The organism is Salinibius halmophilus (assembly GCF_003577475.1).
Lineage (GTDB): Bacteria > Pseudomonadota > Gammaproteobacteria > Pseudomonadales > Natronospirillaceae > Salinibius > Salinibius halmophilus.
Map to the genome: position 1 here is coordinate 41,332 of NZ_QPEP01000009.1, position 25,785 is coordinate 67,116.

The 25,785-nt window shown below is 48.8% G+C and carries 26 protein-coding genes and 11 tRNA genes; 27 read left to right on the top strand and 10 right to left on the bottom strand.

From position 1 onward, the window contains the following. Positions 1-66 precede the first annotated feature (66 nt). From recA to DUW71_RS17825, 5 genes are all read left to right on the top strand, one after another. Positions 67-1,110, top strand: coding sequence for a recombinase RecA (recA, locus tag DUW71_RS11145; RefSeq protein ID WP_119395343.1), 1,044 nt, complete (start codon positions 67-69; stop codon positions 1,108-1,110). A 108-nt stretch (positions 1,111-1,218) separates the two neighbouring features. Continuing rightward, positions 1,219-1,668, top strand: coding sequence for a regulatory protein RecX (locus DUW71_RS11150; RefSeq protein WP_119395344.1), 450 nt, complete (start codon positions 1,219-1,221; stop codon positions 1,666-1,668). Positions 1,669-1,836: 168 nt separating this feature from the next. Next, positions 1,837-2,118, top strand: coding sequence for a type II toxin-antitoxin system Phd/YefM family antitoxin (locus DUW71_RS11155; protein WP_119395345.1), 282 nt, complete (start codon positions 1,837-1,839; stop codon positions 2,116-2,118). Beyond that, on the top strand, positions 2,115-2,225 hold the full coding sequence (locus tag DUW71_RS17820; protein ID WP_233546110.1) for a type II toxin-antitoxin system RelE/ParE family toxin: 111 nt from the start codon (positions 2,115-2,117) through the stop codon (positions 2,223-2,225). The genes DUW71_RS11155 and DUW71_RS17820 overlap by 4 nt, the downstream gene beginning before the upstream one ends. A 31-nt stretch (positions 2,226-2,256) precedes the next feature. After that, the gene (locus DUW71_RS17825; RefSeq protein WP_233546112.1) at positions 2,257-2,403 is read left to right on the top strand and encodes a type II toxin-antitoxin system RelE/ParE family toxin; all 147 of its coding nucleotides are present in this window, start codon (positions 2,257-2,259) and stop codon (positions 2,401-2,403) included. Positions 2,404-2,499: 96 nt separating this feature from the next. On the opposite strand, the gene DUW71_RS11165 is transcribed toward DUW71_RS17825, so the two are convergent. The 3 genes from DUW71_RS11165 to DUW71_RS11180 are packed head-to-tail and all read right to left on the bottom strand — an operon-like array spanning position 2,500 to position 3,260. Next, on the bottom strand, positions 2,500-2,754 hold the full coding sequence (locus DUW71_RS11165; protein ID WP_199671209.1) for an antitoxin, Phd family protein: 255 nt from the start codon (positions 2,752-2,754) through the stop codon (positions 2,500-2,502). 30 nt (positions 2,755-2,784) lie between these two features. After that, on the bottom strand, positions 2,785-3,033 hold the full coding sequence (locus DUW71_RS11175) for a type II toxin-antitoxin system Phd/YefM family antitoxin (protein ID WP_119395347.1): 249 nt from the start codon (positions 3,031-3,033) through the stop codon (positions 2,785-2,787). 47 nt (positions 3,034-3,080) lie between these two features. After that, entirely contained in the window at positions 3,081-3,260 is a 180-nt protein-coding gene (locus tag DUW71_RS11180; RefSeq protein ID WP_119395348.1) for an HAD hydrolase family protein, read from the bottom strand. Here DUW71_RS11180 and DUW71_RS11185 point away from each other — a divergent pair. From DUW71_RS11185 to DUW71_RS11240, 10 genes are all read left to right on the top strand, one after another. Next, complete coding sequence (locus DUW71_RS11185; protein ID WP_158584016.1) at positions 3,259-3,648, top strand: GNAT family N-acetyltransferase; 390 nt, start codon at positions 3,259-3,261, stop codon at positions 3,646-3,648. The two genes, DUW71_RS11180 and DUW71_RS11185, sit on opposite strands and share 2 nt — an antisense overlap. Before the next feature lie 494 nt (positions 3,649-4,142). Beyond that, positions 4,143-4,991 carry a hypothetical protein gene (locus tag DUW71_RS11200; protein ID WP_119395352.1) on the top strand — a complete coding sequence of 283 codons (849 nt, stop codon included), beginning with the start codon at positions 4,143-4,145 and terminating at the stop codon, positions 4,989-4,991. 463 nt (positions 4,992-5,454) lie between these two features. Beyond that, complete coding sequence (gene alaS, locus DUW71_RS11205) at positions 5,455-8,040, top strand: alanine--tRNA ligase (RefSeq protein ID WP_119395353.1); 2,586 nt, start codon at positions 5,455-5,457, stop codon at positions 8,038-8,040. 209 nt (positions 8,041-8,249) lie between these two features. Continuing rightward, on the top strand, positions 8,250-9,476 hold the full coding sequence (locus DUW71_RS11210; protein ID WP_119395354.1) for an aspartate kinase: 1,227 nt from the start codon (positions 8,250-8,252) through the stop codon (positions 9,474-9,476). Between the two features lie 93 nt (positions 9,477-9,569). Continuing rightward, the gene (csrA, locus tag DUW71_RS11215) at positions 9,570-9,764 is read left to right on the top strand and encodes a carbon storage regulator CsrA (RefSeq protein ID WP_119395355.1); all 195 of its coding nucleotides are present in this window, start codon (positions 9,570-9,572) and stop codon (positions 9,762-9,764) included. Between the two features lie 91 nt (positions 9,765-9,855). Next, positions 9,856-9,945: transfer RNA gene (locus DUW71_RS11220), tRNA-Ser, on the top strand. A gap of 6 nt (positions 9,946-9,951) precedes the next feature. Further along, positions 9,952-10,028, top strand: a tRNA-Arg gene (locus DUW71_RS11225). Between the two features lie 55 nt (positions 10,029-10,083). Continuing rightward, positions 10,084-10,160 (top strand) — tRNA-Arg (locus tag DUW71_RS11230). A gap of 66 nt (positions 10,161-10,226) precedes the next feature. Continuing rightward, positions 10,227-10,303 (top strand) — tRNA-Arg (locus DUW71_RS11235). A gap of 66 nt (positions 10,304-10,369) precedes the next feature. Beyond that, positions 10,370-10,446, top strand: a tRNA-Arg gene (locus DUW71_RS11240). Between the two features lie 87 nt (positions 10,447-10,533). On the opposite strand, the gene DUW71_RS11245 is transcribed toward DUW71_RS11240, so the two are convergent. Beyond that, entirely contained in the window at positions 10,534-11,481 is a 948-nt protein-coding gene (locus DUW71_RS11245; RefSeq protein WP_119395356.1) for a LysR family transcriptional regulator, read from the bottom strand. Positions 11,482-11,588: 107 nt separating this feature from the next. Here DUW71_RS11245 and DUW71_RS11250 point away from each other — a divergent pair, with 107 nt between their 5' ends. After that, positions 11,589-11,768: a hypothetical protein gene (locus tag DUW71_RS11250; RefSeq protein ID WP_119395357.1), complete on the top strand. Its 180-nt coding sequence runs from the start codon at positions 11,589-11,591 to the stop codon at positions 11,766-11,768. Here the strand turns inward: DUW71_RS11250 and DUW71_RS11255 are convergent. Beyond that, entirely contained in the window at positions 11,757-12,683 is a 927-nt protein-coding gene (locus DUW71_RS11255) for a tRNA dihydrouridine synthase (RefSeq protein WP_158584018.1), read from the bottom strand. The genes DUW71_RS11250 and DUW71_RS11255 overlap by 12 nt on opposite strands. 214 nt (positions 12,684-12,897) lie before the next feature. On the opposite strand from DUW71_RS11255, the gene DUW71_RS11260 reads away from it, so the two are divergent. The 10 genes from DUW71_RS11260 to DUW71_RS11305 all read left to right on the top strand — a co-directional run bounded on the left by DUW71_RS11260 (position 12,898) and on the right by DUW71_RS11305 (position 18,822). Then, positions 12,898-13,131 carry an OadG family transporter subunit gene (locus DUW71_RS11260; protein ID WP_119395359.1) on the top strand — a complete coding sequence of 78 codons (234 nt, stop codon included), beginning with the start codon at positions 12,898-12,900 and terminating at the stop codon, positions 13,129-13,131. 36 nt (positions 13,132-13,167) lie between these two features. Next, positions 13,168-14,961, top strand: coding sequence for a sodium-extruding oxaloacetate decarboxylase subunit alpha (gene oadA, locus DUW71_RS11265; protein ID WP_119395360.1), 1,794 nt, complete (start codon positions 13,168-13,170; stop codon positions 14,959-14,961). A gap of 10 nt (positions 14,962-14,971) precedes the next feature. Beyond that, the gene (locus DUW71_RS11270; protein WP_119395361.1) at positions 14,972-16,138 is read left to right on the top strand and encodes a sodium ion-translocating decarboxylase subunit beta; all 1,167 of its coding nucleotides are present in this window, start codon (positions 14,972-14,974) and stop codon (positions 16,136-16,138) included. Between the two features lie 174 nt (positions 16,139-16,312). After that, positions 16,313-16,388 (top strand) — tRNA-Val (locus tag DUW71_RS11275). Between the two features lie 8 nt (positions 16,389-16,396). Further along, a tRNA-Asp gene (locus tag DUW71_RS11280) sits at positions 16,397-16,473 on the top strand. A 29-nt stretch (positions 16,474-16,502) separates the two neighbouring features. Beyond that, positions 16,503-16,578, top strand: a tRNA-Val gene (locus DUW71_RS11285). 7 nt (positions 16,579-16,585) lie between these two features. Then, positions 16,586-16,662 (top strand) — tRNA-Asp (locus DUW71_RS11290). A gap of 154 nt (positions 16,663-16,816) precedes the next feature. Beyond that, a tRNA-Val gene (locus DUW71_RS11295) sits at positions 16,817-16,892 on the top strand. A gap of 10 nt (positions 16,893-16,902) precedes the next feature. After that, a tRNA-Asp gene (locus DUW71_RS11300) sits at positions 16,903-16,979 on the top strand. 583 nt (positions 16,980-17,562) lie between these two features. Continuing rightward, complete coding sequence (locus tag DUW71_RS11305) at positions 17,563-18,822, top strand: hypothetical protein (protein WP_158584021.1); 1,260 nt, start codon at positions 17,563-17,565, stop codon at positions 18,820-18,822. Positions 18,823-18,876: 54 nt separating this feature from the next. Here the strand turns inward: DUW71_RS11305 and DUW71_RS11310 are convergent, their stop codons facing one another. The 5 genes from DUW71_RS11310 to DUW71_RS11330 form a co-directional block, all read right to left on the bottom strand. After that, entirely contained in the window at positions 18,877-19,851 is a 975-nt protein-coding gene (locus DUW71_RS11310) for an ABC transporter ATP-binding protein (RefSeq protein ID WP_119395363.1), read from the bottom strand. Then, complete coding sequence (locus tag DUW71_RS11315) at positions 19,848-20,816, bottom strand: ABC transporter ATP-binding protein (RefSeq protein ID WP_119395364.1); 969 nt, start codon at positions 20,814-20,816, stop codon at positions 19,848-19,850. Before DUW71_RS11315 ends, DUW71_RS11310 begins: the two co-directional genes overlap by 4 nt. Beyond that, on the bottom strand, positions 20,813-21,697 hold the full coding sequence (locus DUW71_RS11320; RefSeq protein ID WP_119395365.1) for an ABC transporter permease: 885 nt from the start codon (positions 21,695-21,697) through the stop codon (positions 20,813-20,815). Before DUW71_RS11320 ends, DUW71_RS11315 begins: the two co-directional genes overlap by 4 nt. Then, positions 21,697-22,683, bottom strand: a complete 987-nt coding sequence (locus tag DUW71_RS11325) for an ABC transporter permease (protein ID WP_119395366.1) — start codon at positions 22,681-22,683, stop codon at positions 21,697-21,699. Before DUW71_RS11325 ends, DUW71_RS11320 begins: the two co-directional genes overlap by 1 nt. A 69-nt stretch (positions 22,684-22,752) precedes the next feature. Beyond that, positions 22,753-24,495, bottom strand: coding sequence for an ABC transporter substrate-binding protein (locus tag DUW71_RS11330; RefSeq protein ID WP_119395367.1), 1,743 nt, complete (start codon positions 24,493-24,495; stop codon positions 22,753-22,755). A gap of 167 nt (positions 24,496-24,662) precedes the next feature. Between DUW71_RS11330 and ylqF the strand changes: the two genes are divergently transcribed. Then, on the top strand, positions 24,663-25,529 hold the full coding sequence (gene ylqF, locus DUW71_RS11335; RefSeq protein WP_119395368.1) for a ribosome biogenesis GTPase YlqF: 867 nt from the start codon (positions 24,663-24,665) through the stop codon (positions 25,527-25,529). Positions 25,530-25,785: the final 256 nt, after the last annotated feature.

The window sequence follows — 25,785 nt, forward strand, 5'->3', positions numbered from 1 at the left end:
TTGGCGAACGAAAAAATAGTCGCTACTATGCTGTTATTATTTACAGTATTTCATTGAGGGCAGACCATGGATGCAAATAAAGAAAAGGCACTAGCCGCGGCGCTTGGCCAAATTGAACGTCAGTTCGGTAAAGGTTCAGTTATGCGTATGGGCGACCAGAAGTCGCTAGATATCGAAACGGTATCAACGGGCTCGCTAAGCCTTGATATTGCCCTAGGTGCCGGTGGTCTTCCAAAAGGTCGTATCGTAGAGATCTACGGCCCAGAATCCTCGGGTAAAACAACGCTAACGCTGCAAGCCATTGCCGAAGCGCAAAAAACAGGCGGCACTTGTGCATTTATCGATGCCGAGCACGCTCTAGACCCTGTATATGCTCGCAAGCTAGGTGTAAATGTTGACGACCTTCTAGTTTCTCAGCCTGACACAGGTGAGCAAGCACTAGAAATCGCTGACATGCTAGTGCGCTCAAACTCTGTAGACGTACTTGTCATCGACTCGGTTGCAGCGCTAGTACCTAAAGCGGAAATCGAAGGTGAAATGGGTGACTCGCACGTAGGCCTACAAGCACGCTTGATGTCACAAGCACTACGTAAGCTCACCGCAAACGTAAAAGCAGCGAACACACTAGTGATCTTCATTAACCAGATTCGTATGAAGATTGGTGTCATGTTCGGCTCACCAGAAACCACAACCGGTGGCAACGCACTGAAGTTTTACTCATCTGTTCGTCTAGACATTCGCCGTACTGGTACGATCAAAGATGGTGACGAAGCAGTGGGTAACGAGACGCGTGTGAAAGTTGTGAAGAACAAGATTGCACCGCCGTTCAAACAAGCAGAATTCCAAATCATGTACGGTAAAGGTATCTACCGTAACGCCGAGATTGTCGACCTAGGTGTAAACCTTGGCTTAGTCGACAAGTCAGGTGCTTGGTACAGCTACAAAGGCAACAAGATTGGCCAAGGTAAAGCCAATGCTTGTAAGTTCTTGGAAGAGAACAAAGAGATTGGTAGCGAAATTGAACTAGCCATTCGCAAGCACTACATGCCTGAGCAATACGCTGAGCAACCAGCTGAAGAAAAAGCAGGCAAGGCTGAAAAGGCTAAGTAACCCTTTTTGAGGGATATCGCACTAAAATTTTCCCCAGTAAGCGCCTCAGCGATCAGCCATCGTTGGGGCGCTTTTTTGTTTAGCAGGATGTTTTAACGGGATAGGTTAATGCAAACAGAAAAAAGCGCTTTTGAAGTAGGTGTCGATTTACTCTCTCGCCGTGAGCACTCACAAACCGAGCTTCGCCAGAAAATCGGCCAAAAAGGTTATGAAAGCGACGACATAGAAGCCGCCATTGAGCGCTTAGTTGAGCTTGGCTATCAAAGCGACGAGCGATTTTGTGAGCAGTTTATTCGCGCCAAAGTCTCGCGTGGCGACGGGCCAATGAAAATCCGCTCGGCACTCAGCCAGCGTGGCATCAAAGCGCAACTCGCCCAACCCATCTTTGCCGAACAAGACTGGTATGAAATCGCCCTGGAGGTTTCACGCAAACGCGCCGAGCAAGCCCGAGACTTTAAACAACAACAAAAATTCACCCGCTGGCTAGTTGGCCGCGGCTTTGACTTTGATACCGTGCGTAAGGTGATTAGTTATTGGCAGCGCAATGAAGAGTTCTAATTTCTTAATGCTTGGTGGCTCGTTCGTAGGTCGATAAATAACGCTGCGAAGCAGGGTTTTTGGCGACAATGCCCTAAAATAATTAGCGCTTTCTCTGCAGTATTGATTGCTCATCACCTGTGGTTGATCTAAAAATTGTACAATGTTTTGTACTTTTAAAGGTCTTTTATGAGCCGTATTCGTTTTGATCAAGATATCCAGCCACTATCTGAGTTTCGAGCTGGCGTTACTTCTTTCATCAAGCAAATTAATGAGACTCGTCGCCCGCTGGTGATCACTCAGCGTGGTAAAGGGGTTGCTGTAGTGCTTGATGTGGCAGAGTACGAAGCCATGCAAGAGAAAATCGAGTTGTTAGAAGAGATGCGCACAGCAGAAGCTCAGCTATCGTCAGGCTTAGGTGTAGCTAGTGACGACGCGCGAGCGCAAGTGCTAGGGCGCATTAAGAAGTGAAAGTCGTTTGGTCTCCATTAGCGCTTGAAAAGCTTGGTGATGTGGCAGAGTTTATATCGCTAGATAGCCCATCTGCTGCAGAAAAGTGGGTAAACGACGTTTTTTGATAAAACCGAACGACTTGCCAGTATGCCTTAAATGGGGCGCTTTGTTCCAGAATTACCCAATACAAACTTTCGCGAAATCATCTTTGGTCATTATCGTATTATCTACAGCATTGGTCGCGAAGTTCGAGTACTAACCGTTCGGAATTGTCGTCAAATGCTGTCGGATGGTGATGTTTAGGCGGAGTGGTTTGCAAAATTCTTGCTGTTCGTAGGTCGCTAAATAACGCTGCGAAGCAGGGTTTTTGGCGACAAGTGCACTGTTAGCGAGCCCCTATTAATTATCAGCTAAAGTTCTAACATTGGCGATTGCTTGACTAGCCGTCCGAGTCTTCCCTGTATCGATCTGCCGCTGTCCAAGTGCAAGCATCTTCAGCAGCATCATGGTTTCTATCTCTTGCGCGCAATTTTTTGAGGTTTCAGACTTTCTATCACCGTTTTGGGTGACAACTTGTAGCTCAGATTTTAAGAATGTACTCATAATATTTTCTCGTGTAGGAGTTTTTGCCGCGTAGAGCCAAGCTTTTTCCACTCTTTCAGTGCGCTCTTCTTAAAATTGAGCTTATAAGTCATCGATGTTAACCGAAATGCTCTCTTCTGACTCCCTCTCTTTGGCAATGGCTAAAAGTTCCAAATCTTCCAGCCTATCCATCATCATTTCGTAGGCTTCTGCAGGTACGCAATAAAAAGCGGGTTCATTTCGGTTTACTACCGCGACAGGTTCACCGTATGCACTGGTAGCCACTTTCATTGGATTTGCCTTTAGCTCGGTAATACTTGCAGCGACATCAGCTAGAATTCTAATGGTCATTTAAAAGCCCTCTTATTAGGTCTTTATAGTGGTTATTTCAGCGTCTGTCAGTCTGGTTCACAAGTCGCCAAATACTCCGCCACAGCGTCGTTTTTATGGTGAGTAATTACTTGGCAGGCTGATGATTTGGTTTGTTCTACCGCATTGGCAGTGGCAATCGCGGTATCGGCAATTGTGAACATGGGTAGGTCATTAAGGTTGTCACCAAAGCAGGTAGTGCTGTTCATGCCGGTTAGTGCCTTTAACTTTATTCGCCGCCTTATTGTAGATTTTGATAGTGGTAACAATCGTTTTGATCAACAAGGCGAGGCTTTGTTTGTCGTATTGGATGGCAGGCGCCTGGTTGCTATTGGTGGGGTGAATATCGATCCGTTTGAGTCAGCTAGTGGTGTCGGTCGAGTTCGGCGGGTTTATGTGTTGCCAGAATACCGGGGCAGCGGAGTGGGGCGGCTGCTAATGGATGCGATTGAAACCCATGCGGCTCAGCACTTTAGCCAGTTGAACTTATACACAGATACGGTTGATGCCGCTCTGTTTTATCAACGGCTTGGTTATGCAGCGGTGTCGCTTGCTGGGGTTAGTCATCAAAAACGGCTTATGGAGCCTGTGACATAAGAAAATATACAAACCCTGCCATAACTACTCCCAACCCAAGCAATGTGAACCGCAGGGCTCGGCTTTGCTTTAATGATTTCGCCAGCTCAGTTAGAAGCAATATACCTGTCGCTTCTTTGATGGTGGTTCGCAGCAGGCCTTTGGTCACCGGCTTTTGTTGCTCTTCTGGTGTCATTGATATCCATTTGGGAAGGTGCAATCGTTACTATATCTAGCCGGTTGATTTCTGTGTATTACTAGTGGTTAATGCATATGCGACAGTATTCGGCAGGCTGGCCTGTTCGACTAGCCGAAAGCGACCAGCGGTTACCGCAACTGGCAAAACACCGACGAAAGCGTACGCGAGTTTGCTGCGCGGGTTCAGATTGAGCAGGTTCGCTACAATGAAAATAATGGCCGAGCCAAAAATCACTTCGATGGTTTTGTTGTGCGCACCAAGGATGTTTTAAACGAGAATGGCAAGCTCAATACCACGATTAAAGAGTGGAAATAATATGGACAAAAAACTCAAAAAAATAATTGATACGCAAGCTGCGGACATGAATGAGCGTCTTTATCAAATGCACAATGAGTACGCTAAGTCACTCAAGGCTGAAGCGCATAGTGTACCTGGCTTGGTGGGTAGAGAGTATGCAACAACTGCAGCGCTTACCGCTCAGCTGTCAGAAAGCTTATTTAAAGTAGCTGCTGCTAAAGGGCCCTGTGCTGAAGGTATACAAGAATTTGTCTCTGGTTTGCTTACGACCTTTGTTGCCGACCAAACTGAACGTTTGAATGACCCTAAGTATCATGAAGCAATCCAAGATGAGTTTTTAGTCAATCATTGGTTGTTGGCGCTGTACTTTGGTTATCAAAAGGCCGAGGTATTTTACCGGGAAAAACTAAAAGCATTTTTAGCCGAGCCACTAGAAAACAGTCAGTTTAGTTTTCCCGAGCAATACGACCCTATCTACTTCGCCTTTGTGCATAACATGCTGGCCAGTGTCGGCAATCAACAACTCACCCTGGTGCAGCCTGGTTTTGCCTATGATGAGTTTTTCAGCCAACAGGTGCCGCTAGACGCCCTGCAAAAGCTGATGGACATTCACGTGCAGCGCGCGTCAAAGGGGAAAGGGGCCAAAGATCCTCTGGAGTACAACCCATGGACTGCCTTCCCGCTAGAAGTACTTGCTTGGTACAGAGTGGCACAGCTCGCTGGCGTAGAGGTGAAATTAGATGACAGCTACGCCAGTCAGTATATACAGGTGCCTTTTGAGCTAAAAATTACCAACAAAGATTGCCTGCACTTATTGGGTGATGTATCGGAATTGATCGGCTTCGATGTGGTGGAGCGGTATTTGTAGGATTGCTGGCAGGGTGGATTGTTGGCCAAACCTCTGGTTTGTCCAACCTACGCCCATTATTTGATTCGTCAGCTAGATGGGGGATGACGGTGTGGTGCCTGATTTGTCGGCAAACATGGTGCAAAAACACGCACCATGATTTACCGACCTACTTCCCGCGTTCGCGGGTAATGACGAGGTTTTGCCTTTGCCAGCAATAACGTGGCGCGATTTCTCGTCCGGTCGCGAAAAACGTGGGCGTGTGCTGGCGATGGATTAGGGATGTACCCGCGCCGTGTCCGCAACCCGATGCCTACCTGCTTTGACCGGTGTCGTCGCAGACGCCAGCCCATGTTTTCGCGCCGTCTCTGCCAAAGCTCCACAATTTCACGCCCGGCGCCAACTGCGGCGCTTCCACCTATGGGCAATGCCGTGTAATATCTTGCACCCATATAAATAGAGCAAAATTTATAGGATATTTCCGATGAAAAGCGCTGAGATTCGCCGCCGGTTTTTAGATTATTTCGTGACTAAAGGTCATACCGAGGTAGAAAGCGCCTCGCTGATTCCGCACAACGACCCTACATTGATGTTCACTGCTGCGGGCATGGTGCCATTTAAAGATTGTTTCTTGGGTGCGGAAAAGCGTGCCTACACGCGTGCAACCACGGCGCAGCGCTGTGTTCGTGCTGGTGGTAAGCACAACGACCTAGAGAACGTTGGTTACACTGCGCGCCACCATACATTCTTCGAAATGTTGGGTAACTTTAGCTTTGGCGACTACTTCAAGCGCGAAGCGATTCAGTTTGCTTGGGAATTCCTAACCAAAGAACTTGGTCTACCAGAAGAAAAACTTTGGGTAACGGTTCATATCTCGGATGACGAAGCCGAGAGGATTTGGAAAGAAGAGATTGGTGTATCACCAGAGCGTTTCTCTAAGCTAGACGAAGATAACTTCTGGTCTGCTGGTGATGTTGGCCCTTGTGGTCCATCTACTGAGATTTTTTACGATCACGGTGCCGATGTGGCCGGTGGTCCTCCGGGTTCTCCTGATGAAGATGGCGATCGTTACATCGAAATCTGGAACCTTGTATTCATGCAGTACGATCGTGACGAAGCGGGTAACAAGAACCCACTACCAAATCCGTCGATCGATACCGGCATGGGTCTAGAGCGTTTGGCAGCGGTACTGCAAAACGTTCACTCGAACTATGAAATTGATCTTTTTGTTAACCTAATTAAAGCTGCCAGCGAAGTAACGGGCTGCACCGACCTTGAAAACCGTTCTCTGCGCGTTATTGCTGACCATATCCGCTCATGTGCGTTCTTGATCGCTGATGGCGTATTGCCGTCAAACGAAGGCCGTGGTTATGTATTGCGCCGCATCATTCGCCGTGCGCTACGCCATGGTAACAAGCTGGGTGCTCCGGCGATTTTCTTTAGCAAGCTAGTTGACGCGCTAATCGCTGAAATGGGCGAAGCATATCCAGTGCTTAAAGAGCAGCGCGATAACGTTGTGCGTGCACTACACGCCGAAGAAGAGCAGTTTGGCCGCACGTTAGCCAACGGTATGAAGCTTCTTGAAGCAGAAATGCAAGCAGCTGAAGGCAAACAGATTGATGGCGAAACGGTATTCAAGCTATACGACACCTACGGCTTCCCTGCTGACTTAACCGCTGACGTAGCACGCGAAAATGGTTTCAGCATTGATGAAGCTGGTTTTGAAGCAGCAATGGACGAGCAGCGCCAACGTGCGCGTGAAGCGTCTAACTTCAAAGCGGGTGCCAAGGTTGACCTATCTGCAGCCGATGCGACTAAGTTCGACGGCTACGACACGCTAAGCCAGCAAGCTAAGGTTGTGGCGCTATTTAAAGAAGGCGCTGCGGTTGAATCACTAGCGGCGGGCGAAGCAGGCCGTTTGGTACTAGACCAAACACCTTTCTACGCTGAGTCTGGTGGTCAGTGTGGCGATACTGGTTTTATCTTTGATGAAGCCAATAACGTTCGTGTTACCGACTGCCAAAAGCAAGGCGATATTCACCTGCACAGCATCGAAGTGCTTAAGGGTGATATCAAAGTTGGTCAGGCGGTTAGCACCTCGGTTGATGCTGACGAGCGTGAGGCCATTGCTCGTCATCACTCTGCAACACACTTAGCGCATGCTGCGCTGCGCCAAATTTTGGGTGCCCATGTTGAGCAAAAAGGTTCTATGGTAACAGCGGACCGTTTGCGCTTTGACTTCGCTCACAATGAAGCAATGACCGTTGAGCAAATCGAAGCCGTAGAGGCCTTGGTTAACCAACAGATTGTTGCCAATGGTGAAGTAAGCACCAAGTTAATGAGCATGGACGAAGCAAAAGAGTCTGGTGCCATGATGCTTTTTGGTGAGAAGTACGGCGATGAAGTACGTGTGTTAGCGATGGGTGAAGATCGCTTCTCAGTAGAGCTATGTGGTGGTACGCACGTTAAGCGCACCGGCGATATTGGCTACTTCCGCATTATTAGTGAAGGTGGTATTGCCGCCGGTATTCGCCGTATTGAAGCGGTAACAGGTCCTGCGGCAGCGACTTACATCAACGACAACCGTCGTGCGTTGAACACCATTGGCGCTACACTGAAAGCAGCGCCGGAAATGGCGGCTGAAAAAGTGGTTGCGTTAACGAAGAAAACTCGCGAGCTAGAAAAGCAGCTAGAGCAGCTACAGCAGAAGCTGGCCGCGAGTGCTGGCGCCGACCTAGCAAGCAGCGCGCAAGAAATTAACGGTATCAAGCTAGTTGCTGCGAAAGTGGAAGCCCAAGGTGGTGCACTACGTGACATGGTTGACCAGCTAAAAGATAAGCTAGGCAGTGGTGTTGTGCTGCTAGCAGCTGACAACGATGGCAAAGTAAGCCTAGCGGCTGGCGTAACCAAAGATTTGATCGGAAAAATTAAAGCCGGTGACTTAGTTAAACAAGCAGCTGAAAAAGTAGATGGACGTGGCGGCGGTAAGCCAGACTTCGCCCAAGCGGGTGGTAAAAACCCAACTGGCATCGATGATGCCCTGCAAGTAGCGGTAAGCTTGTTGTCATAATAAATCCGGCAAGATAGTTCGGTGGCGGGCTGGATGCTCGCCACATTTGTAAGAAGAGTGGTCGCAAGTACTTTTTCGACACGCCGCAAGTACTTCCCTGTAGGCTCGGCACCCGCTCCCTGCGGGTGACGGTCTCAAAGCACTAGCCACCACCCTTCTGCGATGTGGCGAGCATTCAGCCCGGTCAAAAAGTTGAATAAGGAAGCCCGATGGCATTACTGGTTCAAAAATTTGGTGGTACATCGGTTGGTAGTGTTGAGCGCATCAATGCGGTGGCCGATCGTTTGGTGAAGCACCAGAAAGCTGGTGACCAAGTGGTAGTTGTTGTCTCAGCAATGAGTGGCGAGACTAATCGATTGGTGGCGCTGGCTAATGAGATTAGTGAGCAGCCAACGGCGCGTGAAATGGATGTGCTGTTGTCGACCGGTGAGCAAGTAACCATTGCGCTGTTGTCTATGGCGCTGCACCAGCGAGGTGTGGATGCAATCTCGATGACGGGCTCGCAAGTGCGCATCCTAACCGATAGCGCGTTTAGTAAGGCGCGTATCAAGAGTATCGATGAGCAAACAATCCACCAGCACCTAGATAATAACCAAATTGTTGTGGTAGCAGGTTTTCAAGGGGTAGATGAGCAGGGCAATATAACCACGCTCGGGCGTGGTGGCTCGGATACCACTGCCGTCGCCCTCGCTGCTGCGATTAACGCCGACGAATGTCAGATCTATACAGATGTGGATGGCGTGTACACCACAGACCCGCGCGTAGAGCCTAAGGCGCGGCGCATGGAGAAGATAACTTTCGAAGAAATGCTTGAGCTGGCTAGCTTGGGCTCGAAAGTGTTGCAAATTCGCTCAGTTGAGTTCGCTGGCAAGTATAATGTACCGTTGCGTGTGCTGTCGTCGTTTGAAGATGGCCCAGGTACCTTGATTACCATAGATAACGAGGATGTTATGGAGCAGCCGTTAATATCAGGTATTGCCTTTAGTCGTGATGAAGCCAAGTTAACTATGGTTGGCGTGCCAGACATTCCTGGTGTGGCTTCGCGCATTCTTGGGCCAATTAGCGCACAAAATATTGAAGTCGATATGATTGTGCAAAATATTGGTAGCGATCAAACCACCGACTTCACCTTTACCGTAAGCAAAGGTGAATTCGCTAAAGCTAAGCGTGTGCTAGATCAACTCTGCGCGGAATTAGGCGCACGCGAGGTGATTGGTGACGACGAAATTGCTAAAGTCTCATTGGTTGGCGTAGGAATGCGCAGCCATGCGGGTGTGGCATCAAAAATGTTTGATGCATTAGCGGCAGAAAGTATTAATATTCAAATGATTTCTACATCTGAGATCAAGATCTCAGTTGTGGTAGCATTGAAGTATTGCGAACTTGCAGTACGTGCTTTGCATTCTGCTTTTGCATTAGACGAATCAACTAGCTAGTCTAAGAGATAGGAAACACCCTCTTAGCGCAAGGATCGCTAATTTGGCATGCTAGGACGAAGTAAGAAGAAAATAATTTAGGAGTTAGGCTAAATGCTTATTTTGACACGCCGAGTTGGCGAAACCCTGATGGTCGGTGACGACGTTACCGTTACTGTATTGGGTGTAAAAGGCAACCAGGTGCGTATTGGTGTGAATGCGCCGAAGGATGTTGCGGTACACCGCGAAGAAATTTATCAGCGCATTCAGCGTGAAATGAATGGCGACGACGACGACCAAGGTTATTAAGTCGTTTTAGAAATCGGCGCTAATTCTTTGAATTTTCTAAGTTTTTTCCCTTTACAATAGAAAATATATAAGTATCATAAGCGCCGTGTTTGGAGAGGTGGCCGAGTGGCTGAAGGCGCACCCCTGCTAAGGGTGTATAGGAGAAATCCTATCGAGGGTTCGAATCCCTCTCTCTCCGCCACGCAAAGCGCCCGTAGCTCAGCTGGATAGAGTACCTGGCTACGAACCAGGCGGTCGCACGTTCGAATCGTGCCGGGCGCGCCATTTTAACTCTTCTGATGGTTAAAGTTGGTACTTGCAAATCTCAATCAGAATCTAAGCGCCCGTAGCTCAGCTGGATAGAGTACCTGGCTACGAACCAGGCGGTCGCACGTTCGAATCGTGCCGGGCGCGCCATTTTCTAACTCTCCTGATGGTTTAGAAAATTCCCACTTTAGCAACACCTGTTGTCATCAGACTTACGCGCCCGTAGCTCAGCTGGATAGAGTACCTGGCTACGAACCAGGCGGTCGCACGTTCGAATCGTGCCGGGCGCGCCATTTTCTAACTCTCCTGATGGTTTAGAAAATTCCCACTTTAGCAACACCTGTTGTCATCAGACTTACGCACCCGTAGCTCAGCTGGATAGAGTACCTGGCTACGAACCAGGCGGTCGCACGTTCGAATCGTGCCGGGTGCGCCATCTTCCTTTTTATCTTGTCTAATTTTTATTTCAAAATCATTTATTTTTATGATGGTTTATTCATATTTTTAAGTTTTCTTTAAACTTTTATACAGAAGAGCTAAGAATTGTCTGATCGTCCGCTTGTCCGGCTTGAACGCTCACTTCGTGGCTAATCCAGTCTAGGAAGCATTGAATGCGAGCTTGCTTGCGGGTTTGTGATAAATAATAAGCGGCGAAGGTAAGTTGTTGATCAAAGCAATGAGTATGCGCCTGCACTAGGTCGCCTTTAGCAATTAAGTCCTGTACGAGTTGATGCACACCAAAGCACACTCCGTGGCCAGCACATACGGCCGATAGGGCATTGTCTAGGCTGATCACCTGCAGCTGGCTAGGGTTGGCGAGGCACATGTCGATGCCTAGCTGTTTGAACCAGTTTTCCCAGCTAAAGTGTCGCTCGTTCTCTCGCTCTATTAGCCAGTAGTTAAGCAGTGTTTCTGGGCTAGTGATTTGTTTACCAATGAATGGCGAAGCAACTGGGTAGACAGGGCCAGTAAATAGATTGTGTTCAATTAGATTGCGCGTGTCGTCTGTTGCTAAGCAAATCTCGACATCTATTTCACCGCTTCCTAGTTGGCTGCGCGACTCGCTCGACATTCGCCGCGATGAAGTATGTAGCTGAATGGATATGTCGGGATGGGCCAGACTAAAGCGCCACATGCGTGGCATCAGCCAGCGAGAAGCAAAGGATGGCGACGATGAAACCCTAAGCTCGCCGGCAATGGGTTGTGGCTGTAATTGTGCAATGGCGCTGCTAATTTGCTCGATGGCTGGTTGGCATTGGCTCGCTAGTAGCTCTCCGGCTTGGGTTAGGGCCATGCTGCGGCCTTGGCGGTAAAATAGTGGTTGGCCAAGGTGTGTTTCTAATGTTCGCATCTGCTGACTAATCGCTGCCTGCGTAATGCATAGTTTTTCAGCCGCCTGAGTGTAGCTTTTACACTGCGCAGCCACTAAAAAAGTATGGATATAGGGAAGGTAGCGGGCAGTCTTTATCATAAGAATTACTTATAGTAGTCATCAGTTTTGATCGTTCGAAGTCTACTATTAATGCACCCATAATGCCTAGCGTTCAGTAGCACAATGAGAATGCATAAGGAAACGTTATGATGATTGCAATTTACTGGCAGCTTCCGCTTAAGCTCGCGATTAAGGTTAAGCATACCGCAAGGCCTGCAAAACAAACGGTTAAGCCTAGTGATTTGAGGTCATTGCCGCCCCATCTTCAACGCGATGTGGGCGTGCAAGATGGGACAGCAGTGCGCAGCCGAGAGTTAACCGATTAAGCGTTGAATGTCTTGGTAGTGGCGCAGGGGCTTTATTTGACTATATAGTGGTTCAAGTGTGCTTTGATGCTGCACCATATGGCTTAGCCACTGTTTGATGCGCCCGGCAATATAGCGTTCGGGCATTTGATTGGCGAGCAGGCGGTCTATCATTTTTTGCAGCAATGCCAATAATTGCTCGTTGCTTAAATTGCTCGTGCTGCGGTCGCGAATTTGATTCACCAGTAATGGGTTGCGGACCGCGCCGCGGCCAATCATTACGTCGCTGCAGCCGCTTAACTGTCGACAGTTATCATAGTCCTCAGGTGTCCATATATCGCCATTGGCCACAACATTGCAGTTGACGGATTTTCGAACATCATTGATGCGTTGCCAGTATACCGGTGGTTTGTAGCCCTGAGTCTTAGTTCGAGCATGCACGGTAATGGTATCGACACCAGCGCGATCTAGATGCTGCGCAATCACTTCGGCGTTTTGATCATCATCGAACCCCAAACGCATTTTTGCCGTTACCTTATGTTGAGGATCAACCGTATCACGCACACGTGCTGCCACTTCGTACATCACCTCAGGTGTTTTTAATAGTACCGCGCCACCACATGATTTATTAACGGTTTTAGACGGGCAGCCAAAATTTAAGTCGATGCCTTGACTTCCTAAAGAAATGGCTTTTTTGGCATTTCGTGCCATGATTTCTGGGTGGTTGCCTAACAATTGAATGCGCACCGGTGTGCCGTTTTCGGTTCGTGCTTGATTAAACAATTCTGGGCAGTTGCGGCGGAAGACTTTCGCGGGCAAAACAAGGTCTACGACGCGCACGAATTCGCTAACGAGCATGTCAAACTGTGAGGTCTCGCTCAAAATTTGCCTTAAAGTATAGTCGGCAAGGCCCTCCATTGGGGCTAAATAAATCATGCTCATTATCTTGAAAGTGCTCTAAAGTTGTTAAGTTCGGTTAAGTTCTTTGATTTTGTAGGCATCGGCATTGATTATGCCATTAAATATAGTGTCTCGTTTTTGTTCTTGAACTGCATAGCTGGCTTGCTGTATCGTAGTTAGGAATTTTGCTTAGAAAAAATGTAACGTCAACGTTCCGTTTTGGCGGGTCTTGATGTGACCGGAGAAAGTTATGAACGAGCTATTTTCCGATGCCTTTAACCTAATGGCATTAGGTATGGGCACCGTATTTGTGTTTTTAACCGTATTGGTTGTGGCAACAACTATCATGTCGAAAATCATTCGTTTGTTGCCAGAAAAACAAGAACCAGCAAGGCCTGTTGCCCGCCAGGCAACAGCGCCCGCCGCTGAATTAGACAAAGTGGCCGCGGTTGCAGCAGCAGTATACGCCACTCGCAATCGATAGTCTCTCCAATTACTTGTATAGAAAAGGCATACCTTTATGAGCGAAAATAACAAGCCACTCGGCATTACAGATGTCGTACTGCGTGATGCCCACCAATCACTGTTTGCCACGCGTTTACGCCTGGACGACATGCTGCCAATCGCTGCCAAGCTTGACCAAGTAGGCTACTGGTCAATTGAATCTTGGGGTGGGGCAACCTTTGATTCATGCATCCGCTTTTTGGGTGAGGACCCATGGGAGCGCATTCGTGAACTGAAAAAGGCGATGCCAAATACCAAGCAGCAGATGTTGTTGCGCGGCCAAAACCTGCTTGGCTACCGTCACTATGCCGACGATGTGGTAGACAAGTTTGTTGAACGTGCCGCGGAAAATGGCGTTGATGTTTTCCGTGTATTTGACGCAATGAATGACCCTCGCAACCTAAAGCGTGCACTAGAGGCGGTGAAAAAACAGGGTAAACATGCTCAAGGTACACTTTCATATACAACTAGTCCGGTTCACACGCTCGACAACTGGTTGTCGTTAGCAAAAGAAATCGAAGACTTAGGCGCTGACTCACTTGCTATCAAAGATATGGCTGGCATTTTAACGCCTTATGATGCCTACGAGTTGGTGTCGCGCCTGAAAGCTGAAACCGATCTTGAGATCCAGCTACATGCTCATGCAACGGCTGGCTTGTCTTCGATGTCGATCATGAAAGCAGTCGAAGCTGGCGTTGATCGTGTTGATACCGCTATTTCTTCAATGTCACAAACCTATGGTCATAGTCCTACCGAGTCTATCGTCGCAGCCTTAAAGGGCACTGAACGAGATACCAATCTAAACATTGACTTGCTTGAAGAAATTGCTGGCTACTTCCGCAATGTGCGGAAAAAGTACGCCAAGTTTGAAGGCGCATTGCGTGGTGTCGACTCACGTATTCTGGTCGCACAAGTGCCAGGTGGCATGTTAACCAATATGGAAAACCAGCTAAAAGAGCAGGGTGCGGGCGATAAGTTCGACGAAGTGCTAGCTGAAATTCCTCGTGTGCGGGAAGACCTTGGCTTTATTCCACTGGTTACGCCTACCTCACAAATTGTTGGTACGCAGGCGGTGCTGAATGTACTAACCGGTGAGCGCTACAAGTCTATTTCGAAAGAAACGGCTGGTATTCTGAAAGGCGAATACGGTGCAGCACCATCTGAGTTCAACAAAGAATTGCAAGCACGAGTACTAGATGGTGGTGAAGCCATTACTTGTCGCCCAGGTGATTTGCTAGATCCAGAAATGGACAAGCTAACAAACGAAGTAAAAGAGTTGGCGAGCAAAGAAGGTTTTTCGCTTGCAGCAGCTGAAGTAGATGACGTGTTAACGTACGCGCTGTTCCCGCAAATTGGTTTGAAATACTTGAAAAACCGCGGTGATGCCTCAGCCTTTGAACCTGCACCGACTGGTGAAGAAGTGACAGCCAAGCCTGCTGCCACGGGTAGTGATGTTTATACGGTCAACATTGAAGGCAAAGATTATGTTGCCCAAGTTGAACAAGATGGCTCAATTGCGGTCACTATTAATGGCAAGCGTTATGCCACGAGCATTGCTGAAGGCGGTGATGTTAATGTCCAGCCAGCGCCATCTGGGTCTGGCGAGCCTGTGCCTGCCCCACTCGCAGGTAATATCTTCAAAGTATTTGTTCAGCCAGGTGAGCAGGTTGAAGAAGGGCAAACCATTATGGTGCTTGAAGCCATGAAGATGGAAACAGAAGTGAGTGCGCCTCGAGCGGGCACCGTTCAGTCTGTTGCGGTCAAAGAGGGTGATTCAGTTGCCGTCGGCGATACGCTGTTGACGTTGTAAGAGGTGTAGTGTGGAAAAGTTAATGACAATTTGGACCGATTCAGGGTTTTATAATCTTGAACTGGGTCAGGCGCTGATGATGTTCATCGGTATTATTCTTCTTTATCTCGCCATAGGTAAGAAGTTTGAGCCACTACTACTGGTACCAATTGGTTTTGGCACCATTTTGGTGAACATCCCAGGTGCAAACTTTATTGACGCACCTATTTATGCCGCTGATGGCGCAATGCTAGAGGCAGGCGGTATGATGTACTACATCTACTCGGTGGGGATTAAGTCGGGAATCTTTCCGCTGCTGATCTTCTTGGGTGTGGGTGCGATGACCGACTTTGGGCCGCTATTGGCAAACCCAAAAACCTTGTTCCTAGGGGCAGCAGCGCAGTTTGGTATCTTCGGTACTGTATTAGGCGCAGTGGCACTGAATGCAACGGGTTTATTTGAATTTTCTGTTATGGAAGCGGCGGCGATCGGTATTATTGGTGGGGCAGATGGACCAACGTCCATTTTCGTGGCCAGTAAGCTTGCTGATCATTTGCTGGCACCTATCGCGGTAGCAGCATACTCATACATGGCGTTGGTGCCGCTGATTCAGCCGCCAATTATGAAGGCGTTAACGAACTCTGAAGAGCGTAAAATTCAGATGGTTCAGCTTCGCCCAGTGAGCAAAACCGAAAAAATCGTCTTCCCTATTGTTGTGCTGATCGCTGTGGCAATGTTCTTGCCGGCTGCGGCGCCGCTTCTTGGTATGTTCTGTTTAGGCAACCTAATGAAAGAATGTGGTGTTGTAGATCGTTTAAGTGATACGGCTCAGAATGCCTTGATCAACACAGTAACCATCTTCCTTGGCTTGGCTGTGGGCTCACAAATGAGTGCAGCAACCTTCTTGTCTGCTGAAACGCTAGGTATCATTATTCTAGGTTTGGTGGCCTTTATGGTTGGTACGGCGACAGGTGTATTAATGGCTAAGTTTATGAACTTGTTCCTCAAGCAGCCGCTTAACCCATTGATTGGTTCGGCGGGTGTATCTGCTGTACCAATGGCAGCGCGTGTATCGAACAAGGTTGGTTTGGAAGCTAACAACCAAAACTTCCTGCTCATGCATGCCATGGGTCCAAACGTAGCAGGTGTAATTGGTTCTGCTGTGGCAGCTGGTGTAATGATTAGCTACTTTAGCTAAAGGTTACTAATGCATGCCAAAAGCCTCGCTAGATAGCGGGGCTTTTTATTGTTTGTTTGAAAGCCCTTTGAAGCTAAGTTACTGAAAAAATTGAAAAAAATGCTACAAAGGGTTTGACAGAGGGGAAAATATCGTTAGAATGCGCAGCACACTTCAGCGAGTGCTGCTGAAAGTGGGTGTGTAGCTCAGTTGGGAGAGCATCGCCCTTACAAGGCGAGGGTCAGCGGTTCGAACCCGTTCACACCCACCACTTAATGCGGAGCGGTAGTTCAGTTGGTTAGAATACCGGCCTGTCACGCCGGGGGTCGCGGGTTCGAGTCCCGTCCGTTCCGCCACTTTAAGTTTCGAAGCACTAGTTGAATGTGGGTGTGTAGCTCAGTTGGGAGAGCATCGCCCTTACAAGGCGAGGGTCAGCGGTTCGAACCCGTTCACACCCACCACTACTGTGGAGCGGTAGTTCAGTTGGTTAGAATACCGGCCTGTCACGCCGGGGGTCGCGGGTTCGAGTCCCGTCCGTTCCGCCACTTTTTCTTAAATAGAAATTAGTGGAAATGAAATGTGATGCGACCTTGTCGCGGGCAGAGTGTCTGCCCAGTCGAGTTCCGTCCGTTCCGCCACTTTCTTTTGAAAGTGGCAGTATTGCAAAGTGTAACGACCATTAGGTCACCATCTTTTGATGGGTGTGTAGCTCAGTTGGGAGAGCATCGCCCTTACAAGGCGAGGGTCAGCGGTTCGAACCCGTTCACACCCACCAATTCCGCTGCGGAGCGGTAGTTCAGTTGGTTAGAATACCGGCCTGTCACGCCGGGGGTCGCGGGTTCGAGTCCCGTCCGTTCCGCCATTTTCCTTGAGGTTATCCAGCGCACTCGAGCGACTCCGTCGCGGCAACGCGGTTGCCGGTTGAGTCCCGTCCGTTCCGCCACTCTATATTAGAGTAAAATTTGGAAGAATCATGGCACGCATTAGGCGTGTTTTTTTTATGTCTGTAGGTTTTACGAACTTAAGGTTCGGGAAACAACTCCCTGCGTCACACCCGAATGCTTTTATCGGTGTCTAATTTGCTGTTTCGAATGTGGTGATTAGATTCCCGCCTGCGCGGGAATGACCGATAACCACGCGCCGTACAACCTACAGGGTGCCCATATAGTTCTAATAACCCTGCAATCGCCGTATTCATAAAACTTTCATCGAGTCGCATCATAGTATCCGCAAAGTTAACTGAAAGAGTAAAAAACAATGGAAGACTTTATCGATGAATTGATTGATCAAGGCCAGTACGACTACGAAGAAGAGCAGGACGTGTTCGACGATGCGGTAGAAATGTAACTTTATTGTGAACTAAACAAACCTGTTACTCATTCCCTTCTATGCAGATTTCCGATATCGCGCCATACTAGCTATACAGCAGAGCAAAGATGGACGTTATGCAGAAATTTGTCGCCTACGAGGCAGTCTACCTACTTACCAACGAGACGATCACCAAGGAGATGCGCTTTAGCGAGTTTGAAGCTGTGCTCGATCGTTATATCTCGGTGCCTGAGTTTATCAACAAGGTGGTAAAGGGTATTTACATCGCTGCCGATGACCAAATTTCACCCATGCATGCAGTTCTGTTTGCGCTTCCTTTTGACGGTAAGGGGCTAGCAGACGCTCGCTGGCATTTAAACCTATCTACCATGGCGCCTATGCTCAATGCACAGTTGTGTGGTATCCCCATTGTTCAGCGCGAGGGTTATCAAGGGGAGAAAAAAGATGTGCCCCTGTTGTGGACGCCTAAGACCCAAGTGTTAGGCGAAAAAGCATTAGGCAGCGTGCTGGGTCGGTTAAAAGAAAATCGCTTGGGCTTTAACATTGTTCGTAAGAGCGCGACAACAGAGCCTGTCCCCGAGCCTATTGCTGCACAACCGCCTGAGCAGTGGAAAGAGGTTGAGCTGCAGTTGCGCCAGAAAAAAGATGAGCTGGCAAAACAAATTGATGAACTGAACCAAGCTTTGGAGACTGAGCAGGGTAAGAATCTCTCATTAGAGCGCCACTACCAAAAGTTTATTCAAGAAAAAGATGAAAAACTGTCACTGTTAAACCAAAAGCTAAAGCTGGCACAGCAAGAAGGCGAAGCGCACGCGAAGTTATCGGCTCGCAGTCAGGCTAAGCTTATCGAAGCTGAAGAAGCGCTAGAAAGCCTCACTGAGCGCTACGAAGCCATGATTGCCGCCCAGAGCGAGAAGCTTCAGGCATTAGAAGCTAAGAATGATGCTGAATTAATCCATCGACTCAAACAGCAGAATCAGCGCTTGGCAATCGACAGAGAATACCTAGACGGGGTGAAGCAAAAGTTAGAAACCCAGTTAGAACATACCCGAGAACAGCTGCAGCAAGCTGTGGATCAAAGCGCCGAGGGGCTATTAAAACAGCTGCAAGGGTCAGATGTGGAGATGGTGGTCTATCACCCAGGTTCGGGCCACACCGCGATTGCACCCAAGCGTTTAATGGAGTACCTAGACGACCCGCAAGCATGGGCTGCTGAGCATTGTGGTGTTAGCAAAGAGCATTATTTAGCTTGGCTTGAGCATTTTGATCGGCCTGTCTGCAAAGAATGCGGCAAGCCTGCTGCGAGGGTGAATAACCCAATTGATTTTGATCGTGATAAAGATGTGTACTGCATGTTGCACAAACAAGCTTTGTAAGCGGCAAAAAAAAGAGGGCCGAAGCCCTCTAGTGTAGCTGTAAGACTAAATCGATTAACTATACAGATGGCAGCGCGTGAAGTGGTTATCGGCCAATTGGGTAACGCCTGGCATTTCTTTGCGGCAGTGATCGGTTGCCGATAAACAGCGCTCGGCAAACGGGCAGCCCACTGAATCTGGATACCAAACTGGAATCTCCCCACGCTCACCGCCTTGTAGAGGTGCATCAATTCTCTTGCTTGGGTCTGGCACCGCACTAATTAGCAATTGCGTGTATGGGTGCTTAGGCGCTTGGGTAATGGTTTCTGTGTCGCCCCATTCCACCATGTGCCCGACATACATTACTGCGGTTTGCTCGGCAAAGTATCGTGCTGTGGCAATATCGTGGGTAATGTACATAAAGCCGATGTCATGTTTGTCTTTCATATCAGACATCAGATTGAGTACACCAATTCGAATCGACACGTCAAGCATCGAAGTAGGCTCATCGGCTAGAATAATTTCAGCCCCTGCTGCCATGCCACGGGCAATATTAACCCGTTGCCGTTGACCACCGGAAAGCTCATGCGGGTACTTATCAGCCGTCGCTTTAGCAGGTGTAAGGCCAACTTCGGTTAATACTCTTAGTACTTCCGCTTCGAGTGCATCGCCTTTAAGTTTGCGATGAATTTTTAGTGGCCGCTCAATATGATGGCGAATGGTATGAGTTGGGTTGAGCGAGGCAAACGGGTCCTGAAACACCATTTGTACTTTCTGGCGAAATTTACGTTTGTCGTCGCCTTTAAGCTTCACCACATTTTTGCCATTCAGCTCAATCTCACCGCCGGTTGGGTCGTGAATTCCAGTAATGATTTTAGCAATGGTACTTTTGCCACTACCCGATTCACCAACAATCGCTAGCGCCTTACCACTCTCTAGGTTGAGGCTAACGTCATTGAGGGCGCGCATCTTTTTCGGATTGAGCGTTGTGCCACCGCTGCGGAAGTCTTTTTTAAGACCCTTTACTGTTAGGGTTAACTTTTCGCTCATGCTTTGGCCTCCAGCGGGTAGTGACAGCGGGCTAGGTGGCTTTGTACTTCGATCAGTTCAGGTACATTGGCTTTGCATTTGTCGTTGGCGTACTCGCAACGGGCGGCAAAGCGACAGCCATTTGGTACATTGCTTAAATCCAGCGGAGTACCTGGAATACCGATTAATGGCGTTTTTTCACCATGAATGGCAGGGAACGCGCGACCAAGGCCTTCGGTATATGGGTGCTTAGGCACCGATAAAATCTCGGTGCTTGGTGCTACTTCAACGAGTTCACCAGCATACATGATGCCAATGCGATTCGAGAACTCGACCATCAGTGATAAGTCATGCGTGATAAACAAGATTGAGAAGCCAAGCTTCTTCTGTAGCTCGTGAATTTGTTGCAGAATTTCACGCTGCACCACAACATCCAAGGCAGTGGTTGGCTCGTCCATAACAATGAGTTTTGGCTTCAATGCCAAGGCAATCGCAATTACGATACGTTGGCGCATACCACCACTAAACTGGTGGGGGTAGTCGAACATTCTGCTTGGGCTGATACCAACCAAGTCTAATAACTCAGCGGTGCGTGCTTGCGCTTCTTTTTTATTGCGCACCACTTTGTGCGCCATCAGTGTGTCGCGGAACTGTTTTTCCACGCGTAATACTGGGTTGAGTGCGTTCATTGCACTCTGGAACACCATGCTTACATCACCCCAGCGATACTTCTGTAGGCGATCCTTATTCATGTCAAGCACTTCTTCGCCAGCAAACTTGATGCTACCTGAAGAGATAATGGCCGGTGGTTGGTGTAGGCGAGTCACACCATAAGCCACGGTACTTTTACCACAACCCGACTCACCAGCAAGGCCGAATACTTCGCCTTCGCCAATGGTGAACGACACGTTATTGACGGCCCGCACGCTAGTGTCAGCGGTTAGGTAGTCGATGCATAGGTTATTAACTTCTAATAATGGCTTCATGCTTTCACCTCACCACGCTTTAGCATGCGCTTGTAGCGCCGCAGGGCACCTTTGGCACGCAGTTTCGGGTTGGCCACTTCGTCGACCGCAAAGTTCAGCAGTGCTAATGACGCACCAAATAGTGAGATGGCAACACATGGCACGAGAAGGTCCCACCAGGCGCCCACATAAATAGCCGAGCTAGTTTGTGCATGATACAGCATGGTGCCCCAGCTGATGGATGTTGGGTCACCCAAACCAATGAACTCAAGCGTGGCTTGGGTCATAACGGCATAAATCACCGCCCCAATAAAGCCAGAACCAATGATTGAAATTAGGTTTGGCAATAGCTCAATGAAAATAATGCGCCGTGCTGGTTCGCCAATAAGTTCTGCTGCTTTAATGAACTCTTTTTCGCGCAATGCCAAGGTTTGTGAGCGAATCACCCTAGACCCCCAGGCCCAACTGGTCACACCAATAATAAAGGCAATTAGGGCTGGGCTCACCTCACCTAAAAACGCTGCGAGTACTAGCAGCAGCGGTAACTGCGGCAGTACCAAAATAACGTTTGTAGCAAAGGTAATGACCTCATCAATACGACCGCCAAAGTAGCCAGCACTGAGGCCAGTGGCTAGGGCGATAAACGTAGTAATCAAACCGGCGGTAATACCAACGGTAATCGAGATTTGTCCAGCGTAAAGCACCTGGCTAAACACATCACGGCCCATGCGCGAGGTGCCAAATAGGTGCTCACTGCTAGGCGCTTCGTGTGGTAAACCGACGCGGGCTTCTGGGTCATAGGGCGCGATAATCGGCGCGGCCAGCGAAATGACGATAAAAAACGCCATAATAGACATGCCGATAACGGCCTGCGGGTTGCGAATTAACAGTTTGAAAAACATTAGGCTTCACCTCCGTGGCGTACGCGTGGATCAAGCACCACGTAAAGCAGGTCTGCAAGGAAGTTGGCGGTCAGCATCACCATAGTGAAAATCAACATATGGCCCTGAACCAGCGGGTAATCGCGAGCTAGAATGGCTTGAAACATAATGTAGCCAATACCAGGGTAGTTAAACACCACCTCGGTGATGAATGAACCACCCACCACAAAGCCTAGCGCCATGGCCAATGTTGTCATTGATGGCAACAAGGCGTTGCGCGCACCATAGGTAAACATCACGCGGCTACCCGATAAGCCCTTAGCACGGCCCATAGTGATGTAGTCTTCGCCAAGCAAGTTAATCATGTTGGCGCGCATTGGGATCAAGAAACCCGCCATTTGGAACACCACTAGCGTGCCAATAGGCAGAATGGAGTGTTTAAGCACACTGCCGGCAAACTCGAAGGTCCACTGTGGGTCTAAGGAAGTGTCGTAACCATAGCCTGTGGGCAACCAATTGAGCCCAATACCAAAAATTATTAGGGCCACTAAGCAGATGACCACCGAAGGGATGGACTGCATGACCAGTGCCCCAGGTGTGGCGAGGCTGTCAAATATGGAACCCCTAAACCAAGCGGCAAGCAAGCCGAGAATAGAACCAAGCAAAAAGCTGATAATGGTGGATGAGCCAACCAAAAACAGCGTCCACACTAGGCCATCCGCCAATACTTCGCTTACTGGTTTAGGGAAGAATTTAGTCGATACGCCAAGGTCCCACTGGAACACGTTCACGACGTACTGGAAATATTGTTGAATTAACGGGGCGTCCGAAAAACCAAAGGTGTCGCGCATGGCGTCGATGGTTTCTGGCGACATCCGCGCCATCTGGGGGCCGAACATAATCGCCAACGGGTCACCAGGCATAATGCGAGGCAAGAAAAAGTTAATGGTAGCGGCAATAAGAAAGGCTACCAGGTAGAACGACAAGCGTCTGGCAAAAAACTGCATAAGCGCACCTAGCGGCTAAATTAGAGAGAGAGGCCGGGCTTGCGCCCGGCCAACGCATAAGCAATGAGCTTACATGCGTGGTTCTAGGTCCAGAACGAGCATCAGGCGAGATTCGTTGCCTGGGTTCACGTTAGGTAGACCTTGTGGGTTTTCAGCACTCCACCAACCAGTGAAGTTGGTTTCGTTGTACTGGTACCAAGTAGGGTTGTTGTATAGCGGTACAACTGGGAAGTCTTCTGCCCAAATTGCTTGTACGCGGTCCATGATCTCACCACGTTCGCCAGCATCAACGGTCTGAGTGAAGGCTGCTAGTGCGTTGTCTAGCTCTTCATTACAGTAACGGCTGATTGCGAACCAACCTTGAGGGTTGCCACACGCATCCTGGAACTGGCTATTGAAACCAGTGTGGAAGTAGTCGAATGGATCTACGCCGTTGGCATAGCCGTTCATCACTACATCGAACTCACCGCTTGAGCGCTTGTCGATGATTAAGCCCCATTCAGGCGTCGACATTTCGGCGTTGATGCCCGCTTTCTGCAAGCCTTCCATCGCGATTTGTACTGTGTTCACCCAGTCGGTCCAACCATTTGGTACTAACAGTTCGAAAGCGAGTGTTTGACCTGATGGCGTCTCAACAAAACCATCACCATCGGTATCAACAAAGCCAGCTGCCTCTAAGCGAGCTTTGGCTGCGTCGATGTCGTAAGTCAGAAGCTCACCGTACTGATCTTGCACATCTTGGTTAACCCAAGCTGCGTAAGTTGCACCCATACCCGTTGGGTCAGTCATGTTGGTCGCTGCTGGGTTAGCAAAGTCGATCATCGCTTGACGATCCATTGCTTGAGACATAGCGCGGCGGAACTCAACATTGTTAACCGCTTCGTTAACTGCTTCGTTTGCTGTTGCAAGGTTTAGCGCTAAACCTACGGTGCCACCAGCCGGGAACCAGTATTTGAAGTTTTCGTTTTTCGACGTGTAAACCGTTTCTGGCTCCATCATGCCGATCGAGAACCAGTCTAGTTTGCCTTGTTGTGCTTGAATCAATGCCGCGTTGTTATCAACTACTTGTGGCATTTCCAAACACTTAACCGCTAGGTTGTCAGCATCCCAGTAGTGTGGGTTTTCGCACTGCACGTAAATTTGCTGGCTGAAACGAGTGATTTCAGTGAATGGGCCTGAGCCAACCGGGTTCTCGTTGGTGTACAGCGCAGGATTTTCTACGTCTTTCCAAATGTGTTCTGGCACAACGTATAGCGACTCACCAAGCTGTGCTAAGAAGTTAGCATTGGCTTCTGCAAGTTGTAGTTCAACCGTGTGGCTATCAACTTGTGTAACGCTAGCAATTTTGTCGTTGGTGATCGAGCCTGAATCTAGCTCATCTGTGTTCAGCAGTAGGTTGATGGTGAATACAACGTCTTCAGCGTCGAAAGCTTCGCCATCTGACCATTTCACACCTTCGCGTAGTTTAACGGTAAGGGTTTTTAGGTCATCCGAGAACTCAGCTGCTGTGGCTAAGCGATAATCGATTTCGCCACCTTTTAGGATGTTCGAAATATATAGTGGTTCATACATAAACTCGCGGGTTGTACGCAGACGAGTTTGTGTGCTGAACGGGTTAAAGTTGCGAATGAAGCCAGTCGAAAGCTCTGGCAGAATGCGCAGGTTAGGCACTTCAGCTACTTCTGCTTCTGCGGCTGCCGGAGCAGCACTGTCAGCACTGGCTGCTTCTGTTGGTTCATTGCCACCACATGCAGTTAACGTCATTGCAGCGATAAGCGGGGTAAGCGCAGCACTCAGGAGTGTTTTTTTCATGAAATTACCCTATACAGTTCTATTGTTGTTGTTTTAAATCTTCGTTGCCGTCCCAGCAAAATGCCTTATTTCGGCACCGGTTCCAATACATTACCCAGAAATTGCCAGAAAACAAAGCACCTTCGTTGAGCCTGATCAGGTATCATAAGCAGGAAATAGGAGGAGACATGCAAATACATTGGTTTCCGGGCCACATGAACAAGGCTCGCAAAGAAATAAAACAGATCATGCCAAGAATTGATGTGGTGATTGAAATTCTTGATGCTCGCTGCCCAGACACCGCGTCTTCTCCGCTGTTGGCTGAATTAAGGGGCGATAAGCCCGTTTTGCGCTTGCTTAGTAAATCTGATCTTGCCGACCCAAACACCACTAAAGCTTGGGTAAACGAGTTAACAGATGGTAAGACCCAGGTGCAGGCAATCATTAACGGTCAAAAAAATCTGCGCAAGCAAGTTGTCGACTGGACAAAAGCCATGGCACCAAAGCGTGGCAACATGATTAAACCACTGCGGTTATTAGTGGTGGGGATTCCAAACGTGGGTAAATCAACGCTGATTAATACCCTTGTGGGCAAAAAAATTGCCAAAGTAGGTGATGAACCAGCGGTGACTAAAGGCCAGCAAAAGGTCGCTTTGGCAGATGGTGTATTCATTCACGATACGCCAGGGGTAACCTGGCCTAAACCAAAAAGCATTGAATCAGGGTTCCGCTTAGCCGCCGCTGGCAGTATTCGCGATACGGCAATGGAGTACTCCGATGTCGCCATGTTCTTGGTGGATTACCTGCAGCAAGCCTACCCAGCACTGTTGGAAAAGCGCTATGGCGTCGACATTTCGGGTGATGCTGATGAAGTGATTCACCGAGTGGGTGAAAAGCGCGGCACCATTACCGACGGTGAAGTAGACTTTACCAAAGCATCAGAAGCCATCGTACGAGACTTTCGCACAGGTCGAATAGGTCGAATCTCGCTAGAGCACCCAGCCAAAGAAGTTCCCTTCCGCTTCGCACCACCGCCGGAAGAGGAGGAGGTTTAATTCCCAATCTGATAAGGGGCTGATGGCTGCGTAGGTTTTACAAACCGAAGGTTTGGGAAACTCCCCACCGAGTGTCGGATCAATTAAAAACGTCGGGGATAACGGATTCCGGTGTAGGTTTTACAAACCGAAGGTTTGGGAAACAAATCAGTCGCCCAAACCTATGGTTTGTACGACCTACGATTCTTTTGATGTTAGTTAAATCCTCAGCCTCTGTAACTAGATCCCTGCAGCGTGTCGGGCCATGTAGACAGTT

What these genes read in the sequence shown, in the direction of transcription:
- recA (WP_119395343.1), top strand. Translation starts at nt 67, where the DNA reads ATGGATGCAAATAAAGAAAAGGCACTAGCCGCGGCGCTTGGCCAAATT.
- DUW71_RS11150 (WP_119395344.1), top strand. Translation starts at nt 1,219, where the DNA reads ATGCAAACAGAAAAAAGCGCTTTTGAAGTAGGTGTCGATTTACTCTCT.
- DUW71_RS11155 (WP_119395345.1), top strand. Translation starts at nt 1,837, where the DNA reads ATGAGCCGTATTCGTTTTGATCAAGATATCCAGCCACTATCTGAGTTT.
- DUW71_RS17825 (WP_233546112.1), top strand. Translation starts at nt 2,257, where the DNA reads ATGGGGCGCTTTGTTCCAGAATTACCCAATACAAACTTTCGCGAAATC.
- DUW71_RS11175 (WP_119395347.1), bottom strand. Translation starts at nt 3,033, where the DNA reads ATGACCATTAGAATTCTAGCTGATGTCGCTGCAAGTATTACCGAGCTA.
- DUW71_RS11185 (WP_158584016.1), top strand. Translation starts at nt 3,259, where the DNA reads ATGCCGGTTAGTGCCTTTAACTTTATTCGCCGCCTTATTGTAGATTTT.
- DUW71_RS11180 (WP_119395348.1), bottom strand. Translation starts at nt 3,260, where the DNA reads ATGAACAGCACTACCTGCTTTGGTGACAACCTTAATGACCTACCCATG.
- DUW71_RS11200 (WP_119395352.1), top strand. Translation starts at nt 4,143, where the DNA reads ATGGACAAAAAACTCAAAAAAATAATTGATACGCAAGCTGCGGACATG.
- alaS (WP_119395353.1), top strand. Translation starts at nt 5,455, where the DNA reads ATGAAAAGCGCTGAGATTCGCCGCCGGTTTTTAGATTATTTCGTGACT.
- DUW71_RS11210 (WP_119395354.1), top strand. Translation starts at nt 8,250, where the DNA reads ATGGCATTACTGGTTCAAAAATTTGGTGGTACATCGGTTGGTAGTGTT.
- csrA (WP_119395355.1), top strand. Translation starts at nt 9,570, where the DNA reads ATGCTTATTTTGACACGCCGAGTTGGCGAAACCCTGATGGTCGGTGAC.
- DUW71_RS11245 (WP_119395356.1), bottom strand. Translation starts at nt 11,481, where the DNA reads ATGATAAAGACTGCCCGCTACCTTCCCTATATCCATACTTTTTTAGTG.
- DUW71_RS11250 (WP_119395357.1), top strand. Translation starts at nt 11,589, where the DNA reads ATGATGATTGCAATTTACTGGCAGCTTCCGCTTAAGCTCGCGATTAAG.
- DUW71_RS11255 (WP_158584018.1), bottom strand. Translation starts at nt 12,683, where the DNA reads ATGATTTATTTAGCCCCAATGGAGGGCCTTGCCGACTATACTTTAAGG.
- DUW71_RS11260 (WP_119395359.1), top strand. Translation starts at nt 12,898, where the DNA reads ATGAACGAGCTATTTTCCGATGCCTTTAACCTAATGGCATTAGGTATG.
- oadA (WP_119395360.1), top strand. Translation starts at nt 13,168, where the DNA reads ATGAGCGAAAATAACAAGCCACTCGGCATTACAGATGTCGTACTGCGT.
- DUW71_RS11305 (WP_158584021.1), top strand. Translation starts at nt 17,563, where the DNA reads ATGCAGAAATTTGTCGCCTACGAGGCAGTCTACCTACTTACCAACGAG.
- DUW71_RS11310 (WP_119395363.1), bottom strand. Translation starts at nt 19,851, where the DNA reads ATGAGCGAAAAGTTAACCCTAACAGTAAAGGGTCTTAAAAAAGACTTC.
- DUW71_RS11315 (WP_119395364.1), bottom strand. Translation starts at nt 20,816, where the DNA reads ATGAAGCCATTATTAGAAGTTAATAACCTATGCATCGACTACCTAACC.
- DUW71_RS11320 (WP_119395365.1), bottom strand. Translation starts at nt 21,697, where the DNA reads ATGTTTTTCAAACTGTTAATTCGCAACCCGCAGGCCGTTATCGGCATG.
- DUW71_RS11325 (WP_119395366.1), bottom strand. Translation starts at nt 22,683, where the DNA reads ATGCAGTTTTTTGCCAGACGCTTGTCGTTCTACCTGGTAGCCTTTCTT.
- DUW71_RS11330 (WP_119395367.1), bottom strand. Translation starts at nt 24,495, where the DNA reads ATGAAAAAAACACTCCTGAGTGCTGCGCTTACCCCGCTTATCGCTGCA.
- ylqF (WP_119395368.1), top strand. Translation starts at nt 24,663, where the DNA reads ATGCAAATACATTGGTTTCCGGGCCACATGAACAAGGCTCGCAAAGAA.